The organism is Planococcus glaciei, from assembly GCF_900099655.1.
Lineage (GTDB): Bacteria > Bacillota > Bacilli > Bacillales_A > Planococcaceae > Planococcus > Planococcus glaciei.
Window position 1 is genome coordinate 643,371 of record NZ_FNDC01000001.1, and the last position, 26,425, is coordinate 669,795.

At 46.7% G+C, this 26,425-nt stretch carries 24 protein-coding genes, 1 pseudogene and 1 riboswitch; of the genes and pseudogenes, 5 read left to right on the forward strand and 20 right to left on the reverse strand.

The window, feature by feature from the left end:
- Positions 1-141: 141 nt before the first annotated feature.
- The 3 genes from ahpC to BLQ32_RS03195 all read left to right on the forward strand — a co-directional run bounded on the left by ahpC (position 142) and on the right by BLQ32_RS03195 (position 3,343).
- On the forward strand, positions 142-711 hold the full coding sequence (gene ahpC, locus BLQ32_RS03185; RefSeq protein WP_036810967.1) for an alkyl hydroperoxide reductase subunit C: 570 nt from the start codon (positions 142-144) through the stop codon (positions 709-711).
- A 12-nt stretch (positions 712-723) separates the two neighbouring features.
- The gene (ahpF, locus tag BLQ32_RS03190) at positions 724-2,271 is read left to right on the forward strand and encodes an alkyl hydroperoxide reductase subunit F (RefSeq protein ID WP_074509070.1); all 1,548 of its coding nucleotides are present in this window, start codon (positions 724-726) and stop codon (positions 2,269-2,271) included.
- Between the two features lie 175 nt (positions 2,272-2,446).
- Positions 2,447-3,343 carry an EamA family transporter gene (locus BLQ32_RS03195; RefSeq protein WP_074509071.1) on the forward strand — a complete coding sequence of 299 codons (897 nt, stop codon included), beginning with the start codon at positions 2,447-2,449 and terminating at the stop codon, positions 3,341-3,343.
- A 202-nt stretch (positions 3,344-3,545) separates the two neighbouring features.
- On the opposite strand, the gene mmuM is transcribed toward BLQ32_RS03195, so the two are convergent.
- From mmuM to BLQ32_RS03215, 4 genes are read right to left on the reverse strand one after another with little or no spacing between them, the layout of a single operon-like run.
- Complete coding sequence (gene mmuM, locus BLQ32_RS03200) at positions 3,546-4,493, reverse strand: homocysteine S-methyltransferase (RefSeq protein WP_074509072.1); 948 nt, start codon at positions 4,491-4,493, stop codon at positions 3,546-3,548.
- A 41-nt stretch (positions 4,494-4,534) separates the two neighbouring features.
- Positions 4,535-5,275 carry an amino acid ABC transporter ATP-binding protein gene (locus BLQ32_RS03205; RefSeq protein ID WP_074509073.1) on the reverse strand — a complete coding sequence of 247 codons (741 nt, stop codon included), beginning with the start codon at positions 5,273-5,275 and terminating at the stop codon, positions 4,535-4,537.
- Entirely contained in the window at positions 5,275-5,994 is a 720-nt protein-coding gene (locus BLQ32_RS03210) for an amino acid ABC transporter permease (protein WP_074509074.1), read from the reverse strand. Before BLQ32_RS03210 ends, BLQ32_RS03205 begins: the two co-directional genes overlap by 1 nt.
- Positions 5,995-6,015: 21 nt before the next feature.
- Positions 6,016-6,828 carry a transporter substrate-binding domain-containing protein gene (locus tag BLQ32_RS03215; protein WP_074509075.1) on the reverse strand — a complete coding sequence of 271 codons (813 nt, stop codon included), beginning with the start codon at positions 6,826-6,828 and terminating at the stop codon, positions 6,016-6,018.
- Positions 6,829-6,953: 125 nt separating this feature from the next.
- Positions 6,954-7,058: riboswitch (SAM riboswitch) on the reverse strand.
- A 343-nt stretch (positions 7,059-7,401) separates the two neighbouring features.
- Between BLQ32_RS03215 and solA the strand changes: the two genes are divergently transcribed.
- Entirely contained in the window at positions 7,402-8,544 is a 1,143-nt protein-coding gene (gene solA, locus BLQ32_RS03220; RefSeq protein WP_074509076.1) for an N-methyl-L-tryptophan oxidase, read from the forward strand.
- A gap of 166 nt (positions 8,545-8,710) precedes the next feature.
- On the opposite strand, the gene BLQ32_RS03225 is transcribed toward solA, so the two are convergent.
- Positions 8,711-9,904, reverse strand: a complete 1,194-nt coding sequence (locus BLQ32_RS03225; protein WP_074509077.1) for a DUF4317 domain-containing protein — start codon at positions 9,902-9,904, stop codon at positions 8,711-8,713.
- Positions 9,905-10,021: 117 nt separating this feature from the next.
- Complete coding sequence (locus BLQ32_RS03230; RefSeq protein WP_053166890.1) at positions 10,022-10,972, reverse strand: VOC family protein; 951 nt, start codon at positions 10,970-10,972, stop codon at positions 10,022-10,024.
- A gap of 37 nt (positions 10,973-11,009) precedes the next feature.
- On the opposite strand from BLQ32_RS03230, the gene BLQ32_RS03235 reads away from it, so the two are divergent.
- Positions 11,010-11,579: an alpha/beta hydrolase gene (locus BLQ32_RS03235; RefSeq protein ID WP_053166889.1), complete on the forward strand. Its 570-nt coding sequence runs from the start codon at positions 11,010-11,012 to the stop codon at positions 11,577-11,579.
- A gap of 89 nt (positions 11,580-11,668) precedes the next feature.
- Here the strand turns inward: BLQ32_RS03235 and BLQ32_RS03240 are convergent, their stop codons facing one another.
- From BLQ32_RS03240 to BLQ32_RS19995, 14 genes and pseudogenes are all read right to left on the reverse strand, one after another.
- Positions 11,669-12,286, reverse strand: coding sequence for an NAD(P)-dependent oxidoreductase (locus BLQ32_RS03240; protein ID WP_053166888.1), 618 nt, complete (start codon positions 12,284-12,286; stop codon positions 11,669-11,671).
- A gap of 119 nt (positions 12,287-12,405) precedes the next feature.
- Entirely contained in the window at positions 12,406-13,410 is a 1,005-nt protein-coding gene (locus BLQ32_RS03245) for an alpha/beta hydrolase (protein WP_139150493.1), read from the reverse strand.
- A 445-nt stretch (positions 13,411-13,855) separates the two neighbouring features.
- A complete protein-coding gene (locus tag BLQ32_RS03250; RefSeq protein ID WP_074509078.1) occupies positions 13,856-15,079 on the reverse strand; it encodes a TerD family protein in 1,224 nt (407 codons plus the stop codon).
- A gap of 342 nt (positions 15,080-15,421) precedes the next feature.
- Complete coding sequence (locus tag BLQ32_RS03255) at positions 15,422-16,930, reverse strand: DUF1846 domain-containing protein (RefSeq protein WP_036810931.1); 1,509 nt, start codon at positions 16,928-16,930, stop codon at positions 15,422-15,424.
- 255 nt (positions 16,931-17,185) lie between these two features.
- Complete coding sequence (gene rlmH / locus BLQ32_RS03260; RefSeq protein WP_036810928.1) at positions 17,186-17,665, reverse strand: 23S rRNA (pseudouridine(1915)-N(3))-methyltransferase RlmH; 480 nt, start codon at positions 17,663-17,665, stop codon at positions 17,186-17,188.
- A gap of 89 nt (positions 17,666-17,754) precedes the next feature.
- Entirely contained in the window at positions 17,755-17,919 is a 165-nt protein-coding gene (locus BLQ32_RS03265) for a CxxH/CxxC protein (protein WP_036810925.1), read from the reverse strand.
- 608 nt (positions 17,920-18,527) lie between these two features.
- Positions 18,528-19,031 carry a DinB family protein gene (locus BLQ32_RS03270; RefSeq protein WP_036810921.1) on the reverse strand — a complete coding sequence of 168 codons (504 nt, stop codon included), beginning with the start codon at positions 19,029-19,031 and terminating at the stop codon, positions 18,528-18,530.
- Positions 19,032-19,131: 100 nt separating this feature from the next.
- Complete coding sequence (locus BLQ32_RS03275) at positions 19,132-20,331, reverse strand: S1C family serine protease (protein WP_074509079.1); 1,200 nt, start codon at positions 20,329-20,331, stop codon at positions 19,132-19,134.
- Between the two features lie 138 nt (positions 20,332-20,469).
- Complete coding sequence (locus tag BLQ32_RS03280; protein WP_036810915.1) at positions 20,470-21,258, reverse strand: MBL fold metallo-hydrolase; 789 nt, start codon at positions 21,256-21,258, stop codon at positions 20,470-20,472.
- Between the two features lie 13 nt (positions 21,259-21,271).
- Positions 21,272-22,084 (reverse strand): two-component system regulatory protein YycI, encoded by an 813-nt coding sequence (locus tag BLQ32_RS03285; RefSeq protein WP_053166882.1) that lies wholly within the window; start codon positions 22,082-22,084, stop codon positions 21,272-21,274.
- Positions 22,071-23,408 (reverse strand): YycH family regulatory protein, encoded by a 1,338-nt coding sequence (locus tag BLQ32_RS03290; RefSeq protein ID WP_074509080.1) that lies wholly within the window; start codon positions 23,406-23,408, stop codon positions 22,071-22,073. Before BLQ32_RS03290 ends, BLQ32_RS03285 begins: the two co-directional genes overlap by 14 nt.
- On the reverse strand, positions 23,405-25,228 hold the full coding sequence (gene walK, locus BLQ32_RS03295) for a cell wall metabolism sensor histidine kinase WalK (protein WP_036810907.1): 1,824 nt from the start codon (positions 25,226-25,228) through the stop codon (positions 23,405-23,407). Before walK ends, BLQ32_RS03290 begins: the two co-directional genes overlap by 4 nt.
- A 5-nt stretch (positions 25,229-25,233) precedes the next feature.
- Positions 25,234-25,941 (reverse strand): response regulator YycF, encoded by a 708-nt coding sequence (gene yycF, locus BLQ32_RS03300; protein ID WP_036810904.1) that lies wholly within the window; start codon positions 25,939-25,941, stop codon positions 25,234-25,236.
- Positions 25,942-26,164: 223 nt separating this feature from the next.
- A pseudogene (locus BLQ32_RS19995) lies at positions 26,165-26,425 on the reverse strand (group II intron reverse transcriptase/maturase); the annotation flags it as partial.

Genomic DNA, 26,425 nt, shown 5'->3' on the forward strand with positions numbered 1-26,425 from the left:
TATTTCCTATAACATTGAAGATAGGATTAGAATCATTATAGTTAGATAATCATATTAATTGAGGTGAACCACTTTGATTAATATTTTTTATGGAGTTATCGGCTATGATCATTCTAAAAAAACATTTAGGAGGAATTTAATATGTCTTTGATCGGAAAAGAAATTCAACCATTTGCAGCTTCAGCTTACAACGCCGGAAGCGGTGAATTTATCGAGGTATCGGAACAAAACATGAAAGGCCAATGGAGTGTGGTTTGCTTCTACCCTGCAGACTTTACATTTGTTTGCCCTACGGAACTTGAAGATCTTCAAAAACAATACGCTACCCTTAAAAATCTGGGTGTGGAAGTGTATTCCGTTTCAACAGATACTCACTTCACGCATAAAGCATGGCACGATCATTCAGATGCGATCAGCACGCTTGAATACATCATGATCGGCGACCCGTCTCAACGTATTTCCCGCAGCTTTGATGTGTTGGACGAAGAAGCGGGCCTTGCACAGCGCGGTACGTTCATCGTTGACCCGGACGGCATTGTTCAAGCTGCAGAAATCAATGCTGACGGCATTGGCCGTGATGCAAGCACGCTTGTCGGCAAAATCAAAGCGGCTCAATATGTCCGCAACAACCCAGGTGAAGTTTGCCCGGCTAAATGGGAAGAAGGCAGTGCGACACTTAAGCCGAGCCTTGACCTTGTAGGGAAAATATAAGGAGTTCTGAACATGATATTAGATGCAGATATAAAAGCACAATTAGCTCAATACCTAGAATTGTTGGAAGGCGATGTGCTGCTGAAAGTCAGCGCAGGATCGGACGACGTTTCCCGCGACATGTTGGCTTTGGTAAATGAACTATCCGCAATGTCTGCGCGCATCAAAGTGGAACATGCACAGCTTGAAAGAACGCCGAGCTTCAGTGTCAGCCGCATCGGCGAAGACACCGGCATCACGTTTGCCGGCATCCCTCTTGGCCATGAATTTACTTCACTGGTCCTTGCTTTGCTGCAAGTAAGCGGGCGGGCTCCGAAAGCCGACGCGAAAGTCATCGACCAAATCAAAAGCATCCAAGGCAACTACCATTTCGACTCTTATATCAGCTTAAGCTGCCAAAACTGTCCGGAAGTGGTCCAGAGCCTGAACTTGATGAGTGTGCTCAACCCGAATATCTCGCATACGATGATTGACGGCGGAGCATTCAAAGAAGAGGTTGAAAGCAAAGACATCATGGCGGTACCAACGGTCTTCCTGAACGGCGAACCGTTCTCCAGCGGACGCATGTCGCTGGAAGAATTGCTTGCCAAACTGGGCAGTGCACCGGATGCGTCCGAGTTCGCGGACAAAGACCCGTACGATGTCCTTGTTGTCGGCGGCGGGCCGGCGGGTGCAAGTGCGGCCATCTATGCTGCGCGCAAAGGCATCCGGACAGGCATCGTTGCGGAACGCTTTGGCGGCCAGGTGCTCGATACGATGAGCATCGAGAACTTCATCAGCGTCAGACAGACAGATGGGCCGAAGTTCGCTGCGAGCCTTGAAGAGCACGTGAAAGAGTACAACATCGATGTGATGAACCTGCAGCGCGCCAAGCGTTTGGAAAAGAAAGAGTTCATCGAACTTGAACTTGAAAACGGTGCTGTCCTGAAAGGCAAAACCGTCATCCTTTCCACAGGCGCGCGCTGGCGCAACATCGGCGTTCCTGGCGAAGCGGAATTCAAGAACAAAGGCGTGGCTTACTGCCCTCACTGTGACGGCCCATTGTTCGCCGGCAAAGATGTAGCAGTTGTCGGCGGCGGCAACTCCGGCATCGAGGCAGCCATCGACCTGGCAAACATCGTGAACCACGTAACCGTTCTGGAATACAAGGCAGAGCTAAAAGCGGATTCTGTGCTGCAGGACCGCCTGAAGAGTTTGCCGAACGTTACGGTTCTCACAAACGCCCGTACACACGAAATTACCGGCACGGACAAAGTGAACGGCATTTCCTATATTGACCTTCAAACAGGAGACGAAAAGCATATCAAACTGTCCGGCGTCTTTGTCCAGATCGGCCTTGTTCCAAATACCGACTGGCTGGGCGACACGGTTGACCGCAATAAATTCGGTGAAATTATCATCGATCAGCGCGGCGCAACGAACATCCCGGGCGTCTTTGCTGCAGGCGACTGCACAAACAACCCGTATAAACAGATCATCATTTCGATGGGATCCGGCGCGACGGCTTCATTGAGTGCGTTCGACCACCTCATCAGAAGCGAAGTTCCGGTTATGGCATAATGGATAAAAATAAAGGATTGTTGGGAGGAATTAAAGTCCTCCCAACAGTCCTTTTGCTTTGTATGAACGATTGAGGAAGCGTTTGTTTATCCTCTTATGCATTGCCTGCGGCTACTCTTCGGTTCAGATATGATATGATAACTTAGTTGCGCTTTGGCGCGAAGGAGGTTATGTGATGAAATTCAATAAAGGTGTTTTATATATATTAATAGGTGCGTCTTTTTTTGGTTTTACTCCGATATTTGCCAAAATCGGATTCAGCCATGGGTATTCACTTGGCCAGATCAATATCGTCCAAATGATCCTTTCTTTTATTTTGCTATGGTCTTTGACGCTCATTAAACGCGCCAGTTTTAAAGGGCTCCATAGGAAAAATATTCTCCAGGTCATGGTGACCGGCTGTTTTATCGGTTTAACCAGTATTTTTTATTACGGCTCGATGCAGTATTTGCCTGCTTCCTTGGCCATTATTTTGATGTTCCAATTCGTTTGGATCGGGATCATTTTAGAATGGATTTTCAGTAAAATAAAACCTTCCAAGCTAACGGTATTGTCCATTCTTTTAATCCTGGTCGGAGTCTTTTTTGCTTCGAATTTTGTAAATGGCGATATAAACGGATTGCCGCTGAAAGGGTTTGTTTTTGGCATTCTGTCTGCCTTCACCTATGCCGGATTCATCTTCTGCAGCGGCAAGGTGGCTGTGAATGTAGATCCGTGGACGCGCAGCTCTTTGATGGTGACAGGCTCAACCATTTTAGTGCTTGTTGTATTCATGGCGGATATACCCGCTGTGCTGCCTTTGGAGAAAGATTTGCTGACCACGGCAGTTGGCGTTTCGCTGTTCGGGGCTGTCCTGCCGCCATTGTTTTTTGCAGCGGGCGCTCCTTTGGTTTCAGGCGGAATGGCCAATATCTTAACGTCCATCGAATTGCCGATCGCCATCCTGTCGGCGAGCCTTATTCTGTCGGAAGCCGTATCGCCGTTCCAATGGTTCGGCATTGTGATCATATTAGCCGCTATTGCCTTAAACGAACTCAGTCCGAACCTTTTCCGGATCAAAAAGTTCTTTTAACTAACGTATCCTAAAAAACAAAGTACGAAATAAAAAGGGCAGCCGGCATCAAAATGATGCCGGCTGCCCTTTTGTCACCTGTTCTCAAACGGAGCCATGATCCATTCATAAAAAGCATGTGGGATTAGTAGTCTTTATCAAGCATACTTAGGATTAAGCGCTCAATTCCCAAGAAATAAGAAGCTGTTTCATCTTGCTTTATCTATTGCTGGCTCTTTTCACGGCCCCATGCAGCAATGGCTGAAATGTCATCTGGAGTTGTTCTGCAGCAGCCCCCGATCAGCCGGGCTCCAGCGTTGTACCACCTTTGTGTACTTGAAGCAAAAGTATTTGTTAAAGGCTCTTCTTGCCATGTCTTGCTTACGGTGTCATACGCTTCACCGGAATTCGGATAAACAATTACCGGTTTAGACGTTCGGCTTTTTACCTCTTGGATCAGTGATTCGATGAAATCCGGTGCTGAGCAATTAATGCCGATTGCAGCTGCCTGTTCTTCTTTATCCAGCCATTCCGCGCAATTGGACATTCTTTCTCCGTCGCTTATATGGCGGCCGTCTTTGGCACTAAAGCTGAACCAGGCATAAATGTCCGGAAAGCCCTTCAGCACTTTTATGATAGCTTTCGCTTCTATCAGGCACGGTAGGGTTTCACACGCTAAAATATCGGCTCCTGCTTCCATCAGCACTTGGATCCGGTCTTGATGGAAAGCCACAAGTTCCTCTTCGGTCAATGAATAGTTGCCGCGGTACTCGGAGCCGTCTGAAAGAAAGGCGCCGTAGGGACCGACAGAAGCCGCCACTAATGGTTTCGGCCGGCTGGTTTTGTCTTCAACGCCTGCCCAGAATTCATCGCGTGCCTCGACGGCAATCTGGACCGACTTTCGAATCAGGCCAATCGCGTCTTCCTCCGTCAGCCCTCTTTCCCGGAAACCTTGGATGGTTGCCTGGTAGCTTGCCGTGATGGCACAGTCTGCACCCGCCTCAAAATAATCCAGATGGACTTTTTTGATCATTTCCGGATTTTCCATGACAATTTTCGCTGACCACAAGCGGTCATTCAAATTGCAGCCGTAATTCTCCAGCTCTGTCGCCATAGCACCGTCGAGAATGAGGAGGGGGAAATCAGTTAAAATTTGTTCAATCGGGTTCATGCTGCCACATCCTTTCCCTGTCCAACATCAAGTTTCTGCCTTTAATCGTTTCTGTTTGCCCTGCTTAAAAACTGCTTCGTCCGTTCTACTTTCGGATGATTGAAAAGCTGCTCCGGCGTCCCTTCTTCGACGATCTTCCCGTCTTCCATAAAAACGACGCGGTCGGAAATAGCACGCGCAAACTGGAGCTCATGGGTCACGATCAGCATCGTGTTTCCTTCGTCCGCCACTTTTCGGATCGTTGCCAGCACTTCTCCCACCAGCTCCGGATCCAGCGAGGAAGTCGGTTCATCAAACAGCAACACTTCCGGCTCCAGCGCGAGTGCCCGCGCAATGCCGACCCGCTGCTGCTGCCCGCCTGACAATTGGGCGGGATAATGGTCCAGCCGGTCCGCCAGTCCGACCCGTTCCAGAATTTCGATGCTCTGTTTTTTGGCTTCTGCTTTATGTATTCGCTTGACGCTGGTCAACCCGATCATGACGTTTTGCAGCACCGTGAAATTCTTGAACAGGTTATATTGCTGGAACACCATGCCTGTCGAATTCCGCAAGGAAACGATATCCGCTTTTTTGGCGGATTGGGCATCCACTCGTCTCCCGCCGATTTCCACAATTCCGCGGGTGGGCTCCTCCAGAAAATTAATGCAGCGCAGGAGCGTTGATTTGCCAGAACCGCTTGGCCCCAAAATCGAAACCACTTCGCCTTTCTGGACGTTCAAGTCGATGCCTTTCAGGACATGCTGGCGCTCGAAATACTTATGGACATTTTCCAATTTAATCATCAGGCAATCCCTCTTTCATATCTGCGTGCCCGTTTCTCCACTTTCACCAACAAACGCTCCACCGCTATACAAAGAATCCAGTAGACGATTGAAACCGCGATGTACACTTCAAAAAATGCCAAGCCGCGCGAACCGAGAATTTTGGCTTCTCCCATGATGTCGATGACGCCAATGATAAACACAAGAGACGTATCTTTGATCGTGCTGATAAACATATTTCCAAGGTTCGGTATGGCTGTGGCCAAGGCCTGCGGGAAAATGACCTTAAGCATCATCTGGGCCGGCGTCATCCCGATCGATTTGGACGCTTCAAACTGCCCGCGGTCGACCGATTCAATGGCGGAGCGGATCGTCTCAGACAAATATGCTCCCAGATTCACGGAAAACGCCAATAACGCATAAACTTCAGGCGGAATGCTGTTGACGTCCGCCGATTGGAGCCAGCCATATTCGATCTGCATGTAATAAATGATTTTCGGTATGCCGTAAAACACCAGGTAGATCTGAACCAATAAAGGCGTCCCTCTGATAAAAGATACGTAAATAGCCGAAATCACCCTCAATACCGGAACCCGGTAAATTTTAATGAGGGCGGTGGCTACGCCGATAAATAAGCTTAAAATCAATGAGCCGACTGCAATCCCTATGGTGACGGGCAGCCGTGAAATAATTGCGGGAAAGCTATCGATTAAAAAATTAATATCCAGTAAATTTTCCATTGTCTCTTCCCCTCCACAAACCTATTCAGGGATGTACTCTCCGCCAGTCCATTTTTTCGACAGTTCAGCTAAAGTCCCGTCTTGCTTGAGCTCTTCCAAAATAGGATCAATCAGCGCTTTCAATTCTTCGCCCTGCTCCCCTTTTTTCAAGACGATGCCCATGTCGTCATTCACCAAAGGCTGGCCGACAATTTCCACGTCTAAATCATTCTTTTCCAAAACCGCATCGATCATGATTGGATCGTTTACATAAGCATCAATCCGGCCGTTTTGCACATCCTGCAAAATTTCTGAAGGGTTGCCGCTTTCGCTGTACTTCAAATCAATCGGCTTTGCTGCTTTTTTGTTATACTCCTCGAGCAATAAGGTGTAAGAATCTCCGGCTAAGGCGCCGATTTTCTTGCCTTCCAAATCCTCAATGGTCTGAATGTCTTCTCTTCCAGTCTTCACCGCAATAACGGTTTCAGCTGCAAAATAGGATTCATCGGTGAACAAATACTTTCCTTGGCGTTCCGGCGTTTTCGCGACTTGATCGGCAATGGCCTGGATTTTATTGGATTCCAGCGCCAGGAACATGCTGTCCCATGGCACTGCAGTGAATTCGAACGTGTAGCCGTCCAATTTCTCATCGACCGCTTTGACCACTTCCACATCGTATCCGGTCAATTCGTTGTTCTCATCTGCAAATGCAAAAGGCGGATAGTCGTTTTGCGTTCCAACGGTGATTACTTGCTCGCCTGTAGCGCCTGCTTCCTTCGACGAACATCCGCTGAGAACGCTGCCTGCGCCCAGCAATAAAACCAGAGAAAGGGTTATGTACGATTTTCTTTTCATGATAAAACTCCTTTGTTGGTAAAGAGAGTCGCAAAGTTCTTTCATACCCGAAAGCTTTGCGCTGCTTGAATGCGGCCAATAAAAACAAAAAAACCCATTCCGATAGGAAATAGGTTTTAATCTAGATCTTATCTCTCAGAGCAAACGCTCTGCAGGAATTAGCACCTCTCATATGAAATGATGGTTGCTGGACGTCATTGGGCCTGTCCCTCAGTCTCTCTTGATAAGTTATTTAATTTTTTAACATATTACAGATAGTATTTTACATTGCCCGTTCTGTCAAATACATTTTTTTCTATTTTGAATTTTTATCGCTTGTTTTTCGCTAAAACAGAAAGATTAAGAGCGATAGTCACAGTAGCATTTTACTTGCCAGCGCTGGATTTGCGGATGAAATCTTTGCAAAGAATTCTTTCTCTGGCACCTTTTTAAATTTCGAGCAGCCAATTGACAATAGACCGAATCTTACATACTATCTAATAATACTTCGGAAGGCTTTTTACTAATTCACTTTACGCTGTCCTGATTTTTTAGGTATGGCCCAAATTTAACGAAGAGCGGAGCGAATCGGCAATGATAAAAGAAACGGTTTATGACATAGCCATCGTTGGCGCGGGAACAATGGGAATGGCTGCCGGTGCCTTTTTGGCGAAGCAGAACGCAAAGACCTTGCTGATTGATGCCTTCGACCCGCCGCACATCAAGGGCAGCCACCACGGCGATACCCGCTTGATCCGGCATGCTTACGGCGAAGGCAGGCAGTACGTGGCGCTTGTGAAGCGTGCCCAGCAATTATGGGAAGAGCTCGAACAGGAGACCGGCTGCAAAATTTTTGAAAACACCGGCGTTCTTGGCCTTGGCCCGAAAGACTCGCCTTTTCTTCAGGAAACCATCGCTGCCGCCCAGAAATACGACCTCCCGTTGGAAATCTTGGACGCCCAGGAAATCCAACGGAGATGGTCCGGCTTTTCAGTGCCGGAGCACTTTATCGGCTGCTTTGAAGCAGGATCGGGCATCATTTACAGCGAGGCAGCCATCCGGGCTTACAAGGAAACCGCTCTTAAAAACGGTGCAGAACTTGTCCCTAATACACCCGTTCAGCATATCGACTTGAATGATGCAAATGGAGTAAAAATTTCGACCGGCCACTCGGTCTATTTTGCAAAAAAAATAATCGTCACTGCCGGTGCCTGGGCTGCTAAATTATTGCCGGAGTTAAGCCTTCCGATTCAGCCGACACGAAAAGCTGTCGGCTGGTTTGACGCACCTTCCAACCTGTATAGCGATGCTCACTTTCCGGCCTTCTTTATCGAGGACGGTGACAAAAAAGCGTATGGTTTCCCTAACTTGGACGGCGCCGGCCTTAAAATTGGCAAATCAGACGGCGGGCAGCCGATTGACCCGGATGTGCACACCCAGAACTTTGGATTGTATGAAAGCGATGAAGGCGATCTAAGGCATATGCTTCATACCTATATGCCAAAAGCAAATGGCCCATTGAAACAAGGAAAAACTTGCTTGTATACCAATTCGAGCGACCATGATTTTATCGTTGATTACCATCCGGACCACCCGCATGCCATTTTTGCCTGCGGCTTTTCAGGGCATGGTTTTAAATTCGGCAGTGTGATGGGCGAGGTATTGAGCCAAATGGCGTTGGAAGGCCGAAGCGCCTTTGATATTTCCATCTTCTCTCTCAAGCGGTTCAAGCCGTGATTTTTCTTATCTGTTCACTTAAAATATAGCCGAAAAAAAGCACCTCTTATGGAGATGCTTTTTTCATGGTTTATATTGAAGGCTGAAGAGAACGCGAAAGAAAATACGCCGCTGCCTTCAGTAGCAATTAATTTATTTCCCGGGAAATAACCGCTATTCCCAAGCTTTAATCCAGCTGCTCTTCCTCCAGAAGCTTGAATCCTTCGATCATCGCATCTTCTTCCACTTCAATCAGGATGCAGCGTTTGCCGTTGTAATTGACGCCTTTGACGTAACGTAAGTCTTGCGGGCTGATTTTGATTTCGGCTACTTTCGTATTGATTTTGATCGATTTGGATGTGTAGCTGGGAACGACATGGCTTGCTTTTATTTCGTAATTTTTGTCTTCCACCACTTGCTGGAAAGCCCTCTCCACTTTTTCCGGCCTGATGTCTTTGGCACCGCTCGCCTTTAAGACACGCGTCACTTCCACCGTATCCAAAACCGGCGTTTCTGCGTCTTCCTTCTCCGCTTCTTTTTCCACTTCCAGCATGAGGTTGATTTCATCGTAAAGCCCGGCAAGGGTTCTCGAATTCACTTCTTCCCCGATTACGGCTTTGACGATTTCTTCAAACACCACTTTATCTTCTTCTGCGGTCATGATTTCATCGCCATTTAATACGTTCTCGATAAACCGGTAATCGGGTTTGTTCACTTTGCCCGAAGCATAGACGATGTGGTTGACGTCTGCCGCATTGTCCGTAAAGCTTGGGAACAGGAAGCCGCCGATCGGGGAAGCCAGTTTAATGACCGGATCGACCAGTACATTCGACTTGAATTCTTTCCCCACAAAATCAAATACCAGTGAACTTTTCGGCAGTTCGGTCTGGTTCATGCTGCAGAGGATAAAAGGAGTCGTAAATACTTCATCCCGCATATCGATTTCCGTTTCATCCTGCTGGCGTTTCGTTGTCTTGAAATACGTCCCGCGAATGAACGTGACGACCATATCCTTTTCATAAGGAGTTTCTTCCACCATTTTCAAGGCGATGCGCTGCATATTTTCTTTCCATTCATCTACTTCCTTTGCCTCAAGCCCTTCGTACAACAGGCGCTGTGTATGGTCTGCCTGGCCTTCTTCCTGCGGCTGGAATTTCACTTCAAACAGCTTCTGGTCCAGTTTCCCGCCAAGCACTTTCTTGAAATTATTAAGAAACAGCTCCTGCTGCTCACGGTCCAGCAGGGAAAATGAACGGTTCTCTTCATGAAAGATTTCCGTGCTCTCCCCTTGAATGTATACATTGTAAATTTCAGCGATTTTCAGTAAATCGGTATCCAGTTTAAATCGTTTGCGGATATCGGCTATATCTTTCGTGTTCATTGCTATTCCAACTCCCTGGCTAGTTAAAATCATTAAGTCACAAAAAAAGAACCGCCAAAGCAATTGTTCAGCTTTTGGCGCTCCTTTATTATAACAAGTTTTCAGAGTTTCCGTTTTTCAGCGCTTGATCCCGTTCTCGATATAACTGCGCCGGCTTTCTAAAAAATCCGGCAGGAATAACGGGATGGCATCGTAGTCTTCTGTCGCCGTCTTTGGTTTGACGAAGTTCGTCTGCTCCGTTGCTACTTCAATCAATAAATTATTCGGCTCGCGGTAATACAAGGATTCAAAGAAGTCACGCTGTTTGATGCCGGAATACCGGAAATTGGTGTCTAGAATCATTTTCTCCATTTCATACAAACCAGTGCGATTTTTGGCATTCAGTGCGATGTGCTGAACAGAACCGATCCCTTGTGTTTCAATGTCGCGGGTGCGGTCTTCAATGAGGTGGAGCTGCTGGCCGAACAAAACATCCTCTGCACCCAATACGGTCACTTCGTGATGATTGTGTTCATAACTCTCCAGTTTTTGGTAGCCATGCATATTCATAAAAGCGCGGGCAGAAGCTTCTGCGTAACGGACACGGCATTGGAACGAATCGATGCCCAAAATGGCATGTTCCAGCGGAATATCCGCTGACTGATGCGGGGCGTGCTCCGATGCATCGCCTACTCTTAAAGGCGTCAATGCCAGCTGGATTCCGTCGCGGTCTTCAAAATGCAGGTACTTTCTGCCTTGGTAGTCTTCAATTTCACAATTGAAGACGTCATGGGCTTCAAAACGGGCCAGCCAAAATTGGAGCGATGCTTCAGATGGAACCGCAAAAACGGTGCGTTCCAGACTGTTCGTGCCGAACTGTTTCTGCGGGGCATTTTGCATTTCAAATACACTGAACTCGGTTCCGGGACGGCCTGTTTTATCGCCGAAGAACAGATGGAGCATATCCACTTCATCCTGGTTTACGGTTTTTAATAGAAATTCCAAACCGAGTAGCTTATGATAAAAATCAAAGGTAACATACCGGTCACGGTTAATGACCGACACATGGTGAATAAGTGGGCTCGCCATAAGGCACACAACCTTCCTGCAGATTGGAGAATGAATTATGGAACAGTTTAACATAGCCGGAAAGTCTAATACATCGTTTATTCTCTTCCATGGTACAGGCGGAAACGAATATTCCTTGCTGCAAGTGGTGGGAGATATCGATCCAGCTGCCAATATCCGTGCTTACATCGGTGAGTTCTCCACAGGAAAGGAACGCCGCTTTTTTGCACCGCTGCAAAACGGCCAAGTGGATCGCGCCGATCTTGAAAGGCGTGTTGTGAAGTTTCTGAAAGACTGGGCGCAGCAAAAGCCGGAAGGCAAGGTGATCATGCTTGGCTATTCGAATGGAGCCAATTTCCTGCTGGCGCTTTTGGAAAAAGAGCCGAATCTCGCAGACACGGTCGTCCTTTTGCATCCATCCAATTTAACGTACCGTTTTTCAGGGACTTCAACGACAGCGCTTATTTTGACAGCTGGTGCACGGGATACCATATCCAGTCCAGGCGAATCTTTAAAACTATCCAAAACACTCGCTGCGCATTTCCCGCAAACAACGTTCAAGCTGTTTGATCACGGACACGAACTCACGGATGAAGAAGTGAAGTTTATCCGGGCACAACTGGCATAAAAAGATCATGCAGAACGTTTTTCTGCATGATCTTTTTCGCTTTCTATACTTCCAGCGGAAACCAAAGGCGGTTAAAGAGTTTTAGTGATTCACTTAGCAATGCCGATCGACGAATTTTCATATTGGGCATCGTTCAAAGCCTTCAAGATGAAATGGGCCACGTCCGCTCGTGCAATCGACTTGGATTTCTCCGGGACACCCGTCGCCGCTTCTCTATAATTGCCGGTAAAGGCGCCATTCGTTAGGCCCATCGGCCGGACAATGGTATAAGTTAAGCCATGCGCTTCAATCCAATCCACAGCGGCCCGGTGATCTGTCAGGGCGTTTTTCAGCATACCCATCATCAGTTTCCCGCTGACGCCTGGAAGCTCCTGATAGATTCCTGCTGATGCGGTATAGACAATCCGTTTCACGCCGTGATCCTGCATGCCGGCTACAATGTTTTTCACCATTTCTTCAAGCTCTGATGATTTCTTCATCCCCTGGCTGGATCCAAGACAAGACACAACCGCGTCATGGCCCGCAATGGCAGCGGAAACTTCCGCCGGATTGAAGGCATCTCCTTGAACAACGTTCAGATTCTCATGTGTGACTTCCAGCTTAGACGGCGTCCGTACAAACGCCGTCACTTTAAATCCATTATCTATCGCTTGCTTTACGACCGATTGGCCGACGCCGCCGGTTGCGCCGAATACGATAATTTTCATGAGACTCACCTCTTCTTTTCTTCTTTATTTTGTGTCCTCGTTTAGATAAGATTCTCCGCAACTTGGTGAAATGCCTTTTTTAAGAAATGCGGCTTCTCAGCAGAGCGGGGAACCGCCCGTCACTTTTTGCTCGTCTCCGTTAAAAAGTCGACCAGTTGGTAGAAGGTGTTTTCAGCCTGCGGCGTATTCATAATGAATTGATACTCATGCCCCAATTCGGCTTCTTCCGCCGGATAAAAAACTTCCGTAATTTTAACGCCGTTTTTATTTAATCTGTCTGCCAGCGCCATGCCTTGCTCTTCAAATGACCCTACGTTTCCGTCGGTTATGAATGCAGGGGGGAAATGGCCGGAAACATGGTCAATGATAGAGGCTTGCTTCACTTGATCTGAATTTAGCCATTCTCTCTCGCCGATATATGCCCATCCGACCCGGTCGAACAGGAAATTGATCAGAAAACTGTCACTGGTACCCCCTAATTTTGAAATATCGTATGGTCCGCAAAATAGAAGAACGCCGGCAATCTTCTCAGGTGAAACAATGCCTTCCATCCCCATCAGGCTTGCATACGCCTCTTCCACTTGTACATTAACAAACTGGCTGATGATTTGAGCACCCGCAGAATCCCCTGCAAAATACACGCGATCCATATCCATCCCGTATTTTTCCGCATTCTTTTCGATGAATTGATAAACTTCATTTACTTGGTACAAAGGGGTGGGATAAGTCGCACCCGGCGCCAATTCATAATTCATGTTGACAACGATAAAACCCTTGCTGGCAATTTGAACAGCGTACTCGGTGATATCGGATTTGTCGCCGCCCAAAAAAGCGCCTCCGTGTGTCCATAAAATGACCGGGAGCTTTCCTGAAAATTCCTTAGGGGCAATAATATCCAAATTTCCGTCTTGGTGTGCAGAATCATACGATAGATCGTTCTCCACATGAATCAGTTTCTCGATCTCATCGTAGTTTTGGGGCTTTACTGCCACACCGCCCTCAAACATTTGCTGAACCAGAATTGCAGTCGGCTTTGGAGATGCGATAAATGCAACAACGAGGATGAGGCATAACGCTAAAATTGCTCCGAATATAAACACCACTATCTTTTTTATCTCGTTCACTCTCCGTATTTTCTGCGTCAATTTTATTCCGGCAGCTCAGTATGCCCTATCAAAAGATAACTGGTCTGGCATCAACACTTATAGATTCCTTCTAAAAAAACGCATTTGCTTATGATGAGGCTCACCGTATTGTATCTAAATGAGGTTTATTTGATTTATTCTTCTTTAAAACAAAAAGAGCTAAGTCTGATGACAAAGCTCTTTTGCGAGATTGCGTTACTAGATAAGTCTACTAGTTCTTTACAGAACTAATATGTCCTTGCTTAATTCGATTTTAAGCCGAACAAGGACACCGCAAGTTCACAATAAGCATAACTTAATTAATATTGATAATCAATTTCCTTCTTTTAACAATATTTCCCTCAATTACAGTGAATTCTATTCTTAGCTGCGTTTCATCAATTCTATTAGATGATTTGTAAACTCATTAAAATCGTATCCGTATTTACTTATAGTCATTTTTTGGTCCCTGATCCATCATAACCTCTACCATATTTGAAGATCCCATCGTAAGTTTAGGTCTATATTCCGAGTTCGGCATGCTGTACAGCTCTATTGGACTGATAATCACACCGTTTTCCGTATTTTGAAGAATTCCGGGCACACAAGTATAGATTCTGTCATTATTATTTGCATTTTTGGAGGAGATGGTAACGGAAGTCCCGTTGTGATTATCTATACTCATGGATACCTTGTATCTGTAGAAGGAGCCTGTTCCATTTGACTGAGCAGAATAAACCACAGGAACCACTGCGAGAATATCATTTGTCAATCTTAATTTAATGATCTCTTTTTTAACTGAGCCACTGTTTCGCCCAATGTCCCCCATATGTTCCACTGCGCCGTTGCCAAACCGGCTGAGAGGCGGGGTTCCCATCGCCCCAAACATAGCGACATCCACCTGCTTGCCATTCTTTGTGTAGACTAATGCATATATATCGTAGTCTGTCCCCGTCTTCCAGGATACTGTAGCTGTAATCTCCGGTGTTTTATCAATTATAATCGGCTTTTGACCTTTAGCGAGATTTATCTTGCCTTTTACTTTTTCAAGGTTTATCGATGAAAACGCATTCTGGCTGCTTTTATTTTTAGGTTCCGTGGAGAGTTTTTCAGGCTCTTTTGGCTCTGAAGGCTTTACCGACTCCACCGGATCAACTTCCACTCCGTAATTCTTACATAGCCCTTCAAGACCGGAATCAAATCCACGCCAGATTGATTTGGCCTTTGTTTGGCCATTCCTTAAGTATAATTCCAATACTACTATTCCATTTTCCTTTGAGAAGTTAGCGGGGATTAACTGGATACTCCTATCACCGCTGCGTATCTCTGCCTTTAAGTTTTTTACATTTGAAAAACCCGTGTTATTGTCCTCTGTAAGCGTAACAGCTATTTTAGTAATACCTGGAGGAACTTTACTCAGATCAAAATCAATCTTATGGACTTTTGTATTCCCCACTTTCACAGAAGGCTTCAGAGTGGCTGCTCCGGAAGAGCTCTCTGGCTGATTATAAAATATAATTCCATTGTCTCCCTGGACCTTTTCTAGATCAGTTAAGAGGAAAGCCGTTAAGGAAATATCTATTGCATCAGAAATTTCGTAGCTCACCGTAACATCACCTTTTGGGGAATTCAAAGCGGTGTTTGCTCCCATTTGAAGCGGTTGATTCATTTAAACCACGCCTTCCTCATTTATGGATTAACTAGGTGTTGTAAAGTTTCTTTTTATGATTAATTCTCTTTCATTGTAACAAAAATTTACATTTCGTTGGAATATATCTACTTTTATTCAGCAACCAAACTTCAATAAAAAGAAGCATTAAATTTCTTTAATGCCCTTCCTTTGCTTCCTTATTTTTAAAACCTCATTTACTTATGATACGGTTCACTGTAATGAGTATAAGTGCAGTCTTCTCATTAAAAGAAGAATGAACCTTTCTAGTAAACTCTACAAATGAAAAAAATCTGCCTCAGACTTCTATGTAAGAAGAAAAAGGCAGATGCTTTCTAAAATCTAATTGTAATACAGGTTCTCAGTTGGATATACCGGGTCATTGGTGATGTCGATTCCAAGCTTCTTAAAGGTTTGTTCGTTTTCTCTATTCAATATGACCGTGGAATGAGCTTGAGTGTCTTTTAAATTTGGCAATTGCTTATAAGCCAGCTCAGAAGTCGGATTGGTGACCGCACTGATTGCCAGCGCAATGAGCACTTCATTGGCACTTAGTGTCGGGACGCGGCTATTCAAGTCATCGGTTTTCAAACGTTGAATCGTCTGCAGAATCATCGGCGACAACAAATCAATTTCATCGGAAATATTGGTCAATTTCTTCAACCCATTCAGAATCGCGGCTGCCGAAGCATCCATCAAAGTGGTCGTGCGACCGGTGATCATCTCGCCATTCGGCAGTTCTAACGCAATTACGGCTTGTAAATTCGTGCTGTCCATTTGCGCTTGGATTGCTTTCGCATAGTTACGGGCTGGCAATACAGGTGCCCGGTCCTCTTTCTTTAAACCGGTCTCTTCGAGAATCACTTGCATGTGGCGTACACTGTCTTCATCGGCAAGCCCTTTTTTATAATCGTTCTCAACGACGAAACTGCGCCGAATGATTTCCTGCTTGGCAGCTTCCTGGACAACGCTATCGTCAGTGATGCCCGATTTCAGGCGATTAACCCCCATATCAGTCGGTGAGCTGTAAACAGAGTCTTTGCCGGTAATTCTTTCAATAATCCGTTTGATGACAGGAAACGTCTCAATGTCACGATTGTAATTGATCGCTACTTTCCCGTATGCTTCATAGTGATAATTATCAATCATATTTACGTCTTTTAAATCGACGGTAGCCGCTTCATAAGCGATGTTTACCGGGTGCTTTAACGGCAAGTTCCAAACTGGAAACGTCTCAAACTTGGCATAGCCGACTTCATTTCCTAGTTTATTCTCATGGTACATTTGGTTAAGGCAGGTGGCTAGCTTTCCGCTGCCTGGGCCAGGGGCCGTTACGACCACGATTGGCTTTGTGGTTTTAATATAAGGATTCGTCGCAAATCCTTCTTCCCCAAGGACCGCGTCCACGTTTGTCGGATAACCTTCGATTTCGCGGTGAATACAGACGCTAATTCCGCTTCTCTCAAGCTTTGTCATGAATACTTTGACTGTTGGCTGCCCTTGATAACGAGTAATCAAGACACTGTTGACAGAAATGCCATATGCCCGATATTCGTCAATTAAGCGCAAGACATCTTGGTCATAAGTGATGCCATAATCTTCACGGACTTTGTTTCGTTCGATGTCTCCAGCGTACACACAGATAATGATTTCCGCATTTTCTTTCAGTGTATGCAATAGTTTGATTTTGGCATCTTCATCAAATCCAGGCAAGACACGCTTGGCATGTTTGTCGCCTATCAATTTTCCGCCAAATTCCAAGTAAAGTTTATCGTACTGCTGCACCCGTTCCAGGATGTAGGCTGATTGTTCCTGCAAATATTTCTCCGAATCAAATCCAATTTTTTTCATTAATTTCAGTCCCGCCTTCTATGTTTCAAGCTTTCTCTTAACCCGCTAGACAAAAACGCCTTAAGAGAAAATCCTAGCTAAAATTCACCTTTTACCATTATAAAGCTTTGAAAAAAAAAGACAAAGAAAACCCAACCTTCTCATTTCAATGATTGAATGATTCTACTAAGCGCAGTGACCTCACTGCCAATGTATTCAACCGAAATAACGAAATTTAGAAACGTGTTTAGCACATCCAAACGTCCTAAACCTTATTTACTTATGATAAGGCTCATTCTTCATTATCCGGAAAGCCCGGTAAATCTGCTCCACCAAAATCAGCTTCATCAACTGATGGGGAAACGTCATTTTTGAAAACGACAATTTCTCATCTGCCCGCTTCAATACTTCCTCGTGGAGGCCAAGCGATCCGCCGATGACAAAGACGATCTTGCTGCGGCCGTAGGTCATAAGCGATTCAATGTCTTTCGCCAACCCTTCGGAAGTTTTCATCTTGCCGTCGATTGCCAGTGCAATGACGTAAGCATCCGGTGAGACTTTTGCCAGGATCCGGTCCGCTTCCTTCTTTTTCACAATCTCCATATCCGCCTCGCTTAACTGCTCCGGCGCTTTTTCATCCGCTACTTCGATTTCAGCAATTTTTGCGTAGCTTCCAAGCCGCTTCGTATATTCTTCAATCCCGGCTTTCAAATATTTCTCTTTCAGTTTTCCGACACTGATAATCGAGATATTCACAACTTATCCCCCTTTACGCTAAATTTACAAACAAGTTACCCACAGATGTTATGCACATATCCACAGGATTTTCTATATCTTGTGCCCGCTCATTCGTTCGCCACAAGATACAATGCAGCTTCCTCGCAATAATCGCACTTTGTGGATAACTTTTCTTGTTCTGATAATTCTGTAAGAATAGGATAACTTTTTGTCTCGGCCACGAACATGTCCAAGCCATGCTCCACGTGGGTTTTGCAGCACATTATCTTCATATTTTCTCATCCTTTCGATTTCCGAATATTCCACACAGTTATGCACAATTTATTCACCTTTATCCACAATCTATTTTAACAGAAGTCAAACCCTCCGGATAGCGAAGCTTTTGCCGAGCTGTGGATAGTTGGTAACTCTCATTAATCTTAAAAGTTATCCACATGTCACTTTTCTGCTTTCACGAACGATAGTTATCATTTATTAAGAGAGACTTCATAAATATTACAATAGCATTACAAAGGGAAATGATAGTTTTCCTCGTAAATCCAATTTTAAATTTTATAGTTTTTCGTCAAGAGGGAAATGCTTTTAAAGTATTAAGCAGAACTTTACTCTGTGTTGCTCCAGTAACTTATAAAAGAAAGAGCGGATAGCGGCGAAGGCAAACATACTGTTCCTGTTCCTGTTCCTGTTCCTGTTCCTGTTCCTGTCCCTGTCCCTGTCCCTCCATCGCTGCGCTAGCTTCGAGACATGAAAAACCGTTGCATCGATTCCGCGAAAAATGCTCGTCAGGAGCTGCTTCTTACGGGTTTTCCTTTTGCACTTTTATACTCTCCAAAAAAACCACCAAACGCCGCTAAACGTTTGGTGGTCTTTTCTCCCTCTATTAAACTTCCGGTGGCGGTGCCCCCATAGCTGCCCATTCCTCTTTCGCCGGCCCGTACAGCCCCGGCACCTTCAATCCTGCTTGGCGCATCAACACCGTCATCTGGCCGCGGTGATGAATCTGGTGTGCATACAGCACCTTTAAAACCGTTGCGCCGTTCCACATCTCGCCGTACATGTCATATTCTTCTTTTAAGGTCTCGTCCGTCCAATTCTCTTTCATCGCCGTCACCATCGATTGATTGGAAAAACGGTATGCTTCCGCAATTTCTTCTGCCGTCTCCGGCACCGGCGTGCCGAATTTCGCGCTTGAAAATTGAAGGCCCGTATGGCTGACCATTTCATCCAATGTCGTCACCAAATGCCACCCCAAACGCCCGAGTGTCCGGTAGCCATCCGCTACTTCTTGATTGAGCGATTCATCAGTCAAGGCGTCCAAAATCCGCTGGGTCAATTTCGCTTCCTCGTGCCATTCCGTAAAAAAGTCTTCCAGATTGGTAAACATCGTATTCCTCCTGTCATGTCTTTGTTTGTACTTTATTCGTGAAAAAATCCGCTTTTCCTGCATAAAAAAAAACGGATCCAAGAACGGATCCGTTTTTCTTTTACAATGCGGAGTTATCAACAAGCTCCAGTTCAAAGTCCATCAATTCGCCGTTCCGGTAAGCTTTGACTGCCAAGGTATCCCCGATTTTCTTTTCGTTGTATAAGTGCTTCCGCAGTTCGATGATGTCGCCGACCGGTTCGCCGTCCATCTCGACAATCACGTCAAATTGCTGCATGCCTGCTTTAGCCGCTGCTGAGCCGTCCACAACCGAGTTGACGACTACACCTTCCTTGACGTCTGCCGGAAGGTTCAAGGTCTCTTCACGCTGCGCCTGAGGCACTTGTACCAAGTCCATTAACGTGATGCCCATTGCTGGACGGATCATTTCGCCGTTTTGTTCAATCGACTCAATCACCGGGAGCGCCGAATTGATCGGAATGGCAAAACCAATTCCTTCAACCGCATCGGTCGCAATTTTCATCGAGTTGATGCCGATCAATTGCCCTGCCAAATTGACGAGGGCGCCGCCGCTGTTGCCGGGGTTGATGGCCGCATCTGTCTGCAGCACTTCAGCCTGCCAGTCTTCTGAGCCATTGCCGTCCAAGTCGACTGGAACTGCCCGGTCTGTCCCCGAAACCACGCCGGTCGTGACCGAACCTGAAAAATCAAGGCCGAGCGGGTTGCCGATCGCAATAACCGTTTCGCCCCGTTTCAATACGTCCGAATCTCCCAGTTCCGCCACATCCGGTACATTGGCATCGTCCATTTCCAGTACCGCAAGATCGGTCCAGATATCGCTGCCAACCAGTGTCGCTTCGACTTTCGTTCCGTCTGACAAGGTCAATTCAATGCCGCTTGCCCCTTCAATGACGTGGTGGTTCGTCACCACATACGCTTTGCCGCCTTCGTTTTTATAAATGACGCCGGAACCGGTCCCAACTGCCTGTTCCTGCCCTTGTCCCTGTGACCAGAAATCGTTGGCCGCCTGCAAATTCGTCACACCGACTACTGCATCCGCTGCCTTTTCCACCGCTTCTGTAACATCCGTCGTGATTTCAACGGAAGCCGTCGCTGACTGCCGGTCCGTTTCCGCCAGCTGTGTACTGGTAGCCGTGTCATTTTTCGGAGCAAGCCCCGGCACTGAAGAAAACAATAGCCACACCAACAACGCGCCAATTGCCACTCCTGCCAGGCCAGCCAGGAATGTGCCTGCGCGGCGCGGTTTCGGCTGTCCTGACGGATTATTGTAATATCCCATTCGTTTCATCCTCTCTTCGCTCTTCCTATACTCTTATATAGCCTTAGTTTATGAAGGCGAAACAGACAATTCAAGCGGTAAATATGGCGAAAATGGAAATAAAAAAACCGGAAGCATCGCTGCTTCCGGTTTTTTCACTCACACAACTACTAATTCTGTCGGCACATTGGCGTCGGTATCCAGTAAATCAACGTATTCCCCGACAATGATGCCTTTGGTTTGCAAGGTTTGCTCGACGCTCATGCGCGCCAAGTCTTTCATGTTGTTGTCTTTGCTTAAATGCGACAAGTAGATGCGCGTCGGCTTTTCCGCCATGACTTCGCTCATCGCCACTGCTGCATCTTCGTTCGATACGTGTCCGACGTCACTCAGGATGCGCCGTTTGACGGACCAAGGGTAGCGGCCCATCTGCAGCATGCCGACGTCGTGGTTGCTTTCAAACACAAATGCATCGGATGCCTGGATGATGCCTTTCATCCGGTCGCTGACATAGCCTGTATCGGTGATCAGCGCCAATTTGCGGCCATTTTCATGGAACACATAAAACATGGGATCGGCTGCATCGTGCGATACGGCAAAAGATTCGATATCGAGCGAGCCGAAGCTCTTGACCGTATCCATGTCAAAGTGGAAGCGCTGCTCCACAGGAATCGCGCCAACCAGCCCGTCCATGGCCTGCCAGGTTTTCGCATTGGCATAGATCGGCACTTTGTGTTTCCGTGCCACAATTCCGAGGCCTTTAATATGGTCACTGTGCTCATGCGTCACCAGAATGCCGTCCAGGTTATTCATTTTTTTGCCGATTGTCGCAAACAGCTCTTCCATTTTTCGTCCGCTGAGCCCTGCATCGACCAAAAACGAATGCTGGTCATTTTCTATATAAATAGCATTGCCGCTTGAGCCGCTTGCTAATACACTAAACCGCATAATAAAAATCTCCTTATTGTGTAACTTCTGCCTGCTCTGTCTTCTTCAGTTCGATGACATCCCCTTTTACCGCATTCACGAAGAACTCTTCTTCGCTGCCATCTTCAAACGTCGCTTGAATGCGCCATGTCGGAAGGAACATTTGAGTATTTTCCGATACCGTCACGTATTCCGAATAGCCGAGTTTGGCTGAATCAATTTCCGTATTGGATGGCAGGAATCTTTTCTGATAAAGGTTATGGATGGCCTGGACAGGTGAAATCAGGTCTTTTTGCTGCTCGCCTTCGACTATATTCTCGAAGATGGCTTGTTCATAATGCGTAATTTCTCCATCGTCGTTCCAGTAAACCGTCAAGTTTCCACTGTCGCTGTAAAACAAGGGCTCCCCGTTGATTTCCTGAAAAAACATCGCTCTTTTTTCTTGTTCTTCAATCTTCCATAAGCCGTACTGTTTCCCTTCGTAGATGGTTTCTTCCACGAATTCCTCCAGTGTTTCCGTGCTTATTTTGCCGTCGAGCGCCATAGGTTCCGTAAAGCTGACGGACAATAATTTATCATTTCTCCGGTTCTCTTTCAAGTCTACACCCGGCACGTCAGTCGCTACAAATGTTTTCATCGTTCCGGTCACATAAGGCAGTTGGCCCGCGGCTTCCGGCAAATTGGAATACGTAATGCCCTCCGCTTCCAGTTTTTCTTCATTGGAAGACTCTGTGAGGAAAACCACGCTTTCCGCTTCTTTGTACCGCTCCAAATAAAGAGAATACAAAAACACATTGAGTATGGCAAAGACAATGATGAAAATGGACTTGGTTTTATTCCAATCCAACTTGTCCACCTCCTAACTCTTCTTTCGTTAAGCGGGTCCATACGCCTTCGGATTTAAAGTACCAGGCCGGCTGCAAACTCAACAGCCGCGCCGGATCTTTGTCATCGAGCGTCAGCTCATAGCCAGGCTCAATATCGGTAATCTTCTTCAAGTCCTGCTCTTTCAGATGCGCGATGGCATGCAGCGCCGCTTTCCCGGAAGGCAAAGTCGCCGCACCGGTTTCCGCCCATGATTCCAATACATAGAAAGGGCGTTTATAGCGGAATACCTGCTCCATTTCCGCATCAATCCCCCAGACCAGCTCCAGCTCGGTTGAAAGCGTCGGGCTGAATACCGGCATATTGTCCAAGTAAAGCCGGTACTCGATCTGCTGGTTCAGCGGACTCATCGCAAAGTAGCGGTAGTCATTTGTCCAGCCGCTGTGGCCATTGATAAAGTCGACTGTCTCAAAAAGCAATTCTGATGGAATGGCTGGATCCTGCGTTTCCGCTTTTGGCTGGACGTAATTGATGCTTTTATGGCTGCTGTCCACGCTCATCAACGCATCGGATTCGTCGCTGTATTCCTCGTTCGCCAAATCGCCGGTCGATTGGACGCGGCCAGGATTTTCAAACAGCCCGTCCACGAACTTCTGGCTAACGATGTCTTCCTGCAAATAACGGTATGTGTTCATTTCAAGCGCGTTCTCCGGCACATAAATCGGCAAAGCGCCAATGTCTTCATTGGTGATAAAGGTTTCGTAATTAAAAGCTGGCTCCACTACTCTCGATTGGAACTGCTCCAGCTCTGAAGCGGACACATTTGCCTGCAGCACGCGGCCGGTTCGGGTGTTGATGAAGTAAAGCGTGAAATCGGTATTTTCCGTTTCGCCCCATTCAATGACCAGCCGGTCGAACGATGCTTCCGGAATGCTGTCAGCTGACACTTCCATAATCGTATCGAAAACCGGAAACGGTACCGGTCCGGGGAAATACAAGACAGCACGGTTCGGTTCATGCATATACGATTTCAATACATTCATCGGTGCTTCTTCAGCAAGCGACAGCACATCCCGGATTTGCCATTGCTTCATGACTTCCAGCAGCAGATCGACCTGCTCTTTTTCGGTTGTTCCGGTGACGACATCATTGTAATGATAAAGCACTTTGCTTGGCTGGATGACTTCTTCCACGGTTTTCGTCTTTCCAAGAGCCACTTCGATGGCCGGCGTCGTTTCAATCCGGTCAAATCCCGGCGTAAACGTCCAAATGATAAAGGTCAGGAAAAGGCTGAGCGCAATAAGCAAAAACAAAGCGATAGATTTGACGTACTCGATATACTTCATTCCCACTCACCTCCGACATCCTCTTCAAATGGCAGCGTGAAGAAAATGGTCGTCCCTTTTCCGTACTGGCTTTCTGCCCAGATATGGCCGCCGTGCGCATTGATCATTTCTTTTGAAATGGCAAGGCCAAGGCCTGTGCCTCCCATTGCCCGGGAACGTGCCCGGTCAACCCGGTAGAACCGGTCAAAAATCTTATCCACATTCTCTTTTGGAATGCCCATGCCCTGGTCGACGATGCGAATGAGGATAAAGCCGTCTTCAATTGTCATGGCAAAGCGGATTTTCCCGCCTTCCGGCGAATACTTGAGCGCATTGGAAATGATGTTGTCAATGACCTGCGTCAATTTATCCGGATCGATTTCGACGAAATACTGCTCTTCCGGAAGTTCGCGCTCAAAATAGACATTTTGCGATTTCGACATTTCAAAGCGGTCGATGATCCGGTTGAAGAAGACATTGAACTCGACCATTTCTTTGTTGATTTCCGTTTCGCTAGCATCCATTTTCGATAGCTTCAGCAAATCGTTGACCAGGCGGATCATCCGTTCCGTTTCGGTTTGGGTGACATTTAAAAATGTCGGCGCCAGTTCCTGGTCCTGCCATGCGCCGTCAGCAAGCGCTTCAAGGTAGCTTCTCATTGTGGTCAATGGAGTCCGCAATTCATGCGATACATTGGCCACGAATTCCCGGCGCTCCATATCGATTTTTTCCTGTTCGGTATTGTCATGCAATACCGCGATAACACCGTTCACAAAGCCGGTTTCTTTCTGGATCACCGAAAAGCTTGCCCGCAGGAGCGCGCTTTCGTCATAAGAACTGAAATCCAATGTGATGGCATCTTTTAAGTGAATCAAATCTTCAAAAGTATATTCTGAATCCAAGCCCAACACCGAAGTGATCGGCCGGTTGATGACCGTTTCACGTGAAACATTCAATAGGCGGAGTCCCGGATCGTTGATCAAAATGACGCGCCCTCTCCGGTCGGTCGACAGAACCCCGTCGGTCATATTGGCAAGTACGGACGCCAGTTTCCGGCGTTCGCTTTCTGTAGACTGCTGGGATTCCTGCAGCCGGTTCGTCAGGTTATTGAACGACTTCGCCAATTGCCCGATTTCGTCATTTCCGTAGACGCGGACCTTCCGGGAGAAATTCCCTCTGGCCATCGCCTGGGCTTGCCGCCGCATATCGGAAATCGGTTTGGAAATCGTCTGGGCTACCAGCACGCCGAGCACTGCCGTTACAGCCAATGCAATGGCGGTGCCGACAGCCAAAATGGCATTGATGTCATCCATCTGGTCGTAGACATTTTCAATATCTGCTTCCATATATAAAGTACCGAGCACTTCGCCGCCCTCGGCGATGATTGGCTGAGTTCGGACCCATACTCGGTCTGCTTGGTTGTTTACATATGTCCGTTCATCGGGTGTTTCAGCGACAATGGACTGCGTCACGATATCCAGTGTAGAACGCTGGCCGACTAAAGACTGGTTGTCAGGGGCGGATGAAGCCAAAATCCGGTACCTGGCATCCACGACGCGGATTTCATCAATGTCCGACGACTGAAAACCAGCCAGTACCGAGCGCAGGCTTTCTTCAATCGTCGATTCTTCTTCAGTCCGCGATTTGACCATTTCTTCCCGTACACTGAACTCGACAATATTCATTCGTTCTTCGATCGAGTCCTTAAAGTTCTGAGTTAAAGTTTGCTCAAGCTCTTGTGCAAAATAAAGGCCGATAATCTGCATCGCCAACAGGATCAACAAGAGGTAAATCAACACAAATTTCACATGAATCGATTTAAAAAAACTTACTTTCTGCATTCAACCTACTCCTGTTCAGGATTCCGCAAGTAATACCCTACTCCCCTGCGGGTAACGATCCATGCCGGATGGCTCGGATTGTCTTCAATTTTTTCACGAAGGCGCCGGATCGTTACGTCAACTGTCCGAACGTCCCCAAAATAATCATAGCCCCAGACGGTCTGCAGCAAATGCTCGCGTGTCATCACTTGGCCGATATGTTTTCCAAGGTAATGCAATAACTCAAATTCGCGGTGCGTCAGTTCGATTGTTTCGTCGCGCTTTTGAACCAAATAGGCATCCGGCTGGATGATCAATGACCCGACTTCGATATCGTTCGAATTCGGCCCTTCTTCTTCAAGCGGCACGACATTCTGGCGGCGCAAGTTGGCTTTCACCCGTGCAATCAGTTCGCGTGTCGAAAACGGCTTCGTGACGTAATCGTCCGCTCCCAGCTCAAGACCCAGCACTTTATCAATTTCCGAGTCTTTGGCCGTCAGCATAATAATCGGGAAGTCGAATTTTTTGCGGATTTCCCGGCATACTTCCATGCCGTCGCGGTTCGGCAGCATGATGTCCAGAAGCATCAAATCCGGCTGCACTTCTTCCGCGATTTTGATGGCTTCATCCCCATCGTATGCGCACAAAACATTAAAGCCTTCTTTTTTCAAATTAAACTGCAGAATGTCTGCAATCGGTTTTTCATCGTCAACAACCAAAATGGTTTTACTCATTTTTCTTTTCCCCCTTAGTTCCAACATTTACTGATGGAAATTCCTCCGCTGTACATTCTTTTCTACCCTTTACTTTATCACTGTTTTGGCGGTTTCGCATCTATCATTGCCTGCCTGCTATTTCCCGGGAAATAATTGGGGGAAGGAAAATCGAGTAGGAGGGAGTGATTAACTCCCGACCTCTCACACCACCGTACGTACCGTTCGGTATACGGCGGTTCAATTAAGATGGATGACGCAAAGTTTCATAACGTGCGACCAGACTTTTGAGTCCTTGGGAACTCCAGTAGGAGTTTCCGAGGGCTCTGTGCAATACGGGACTTTTTGAAATTCGCCAGTAGCTCTTTCGCGAGTTGCCCCATTCATAAGCCTTCCCTTTCGGGATACTCAACCCGATGAGTTTTCTCACTTTCGTACTCGGCTTCTTCCAATCTTTCCATATGCACATGCGGAGCCTTCTTCGAATCCACGATTCGAGGTCTTT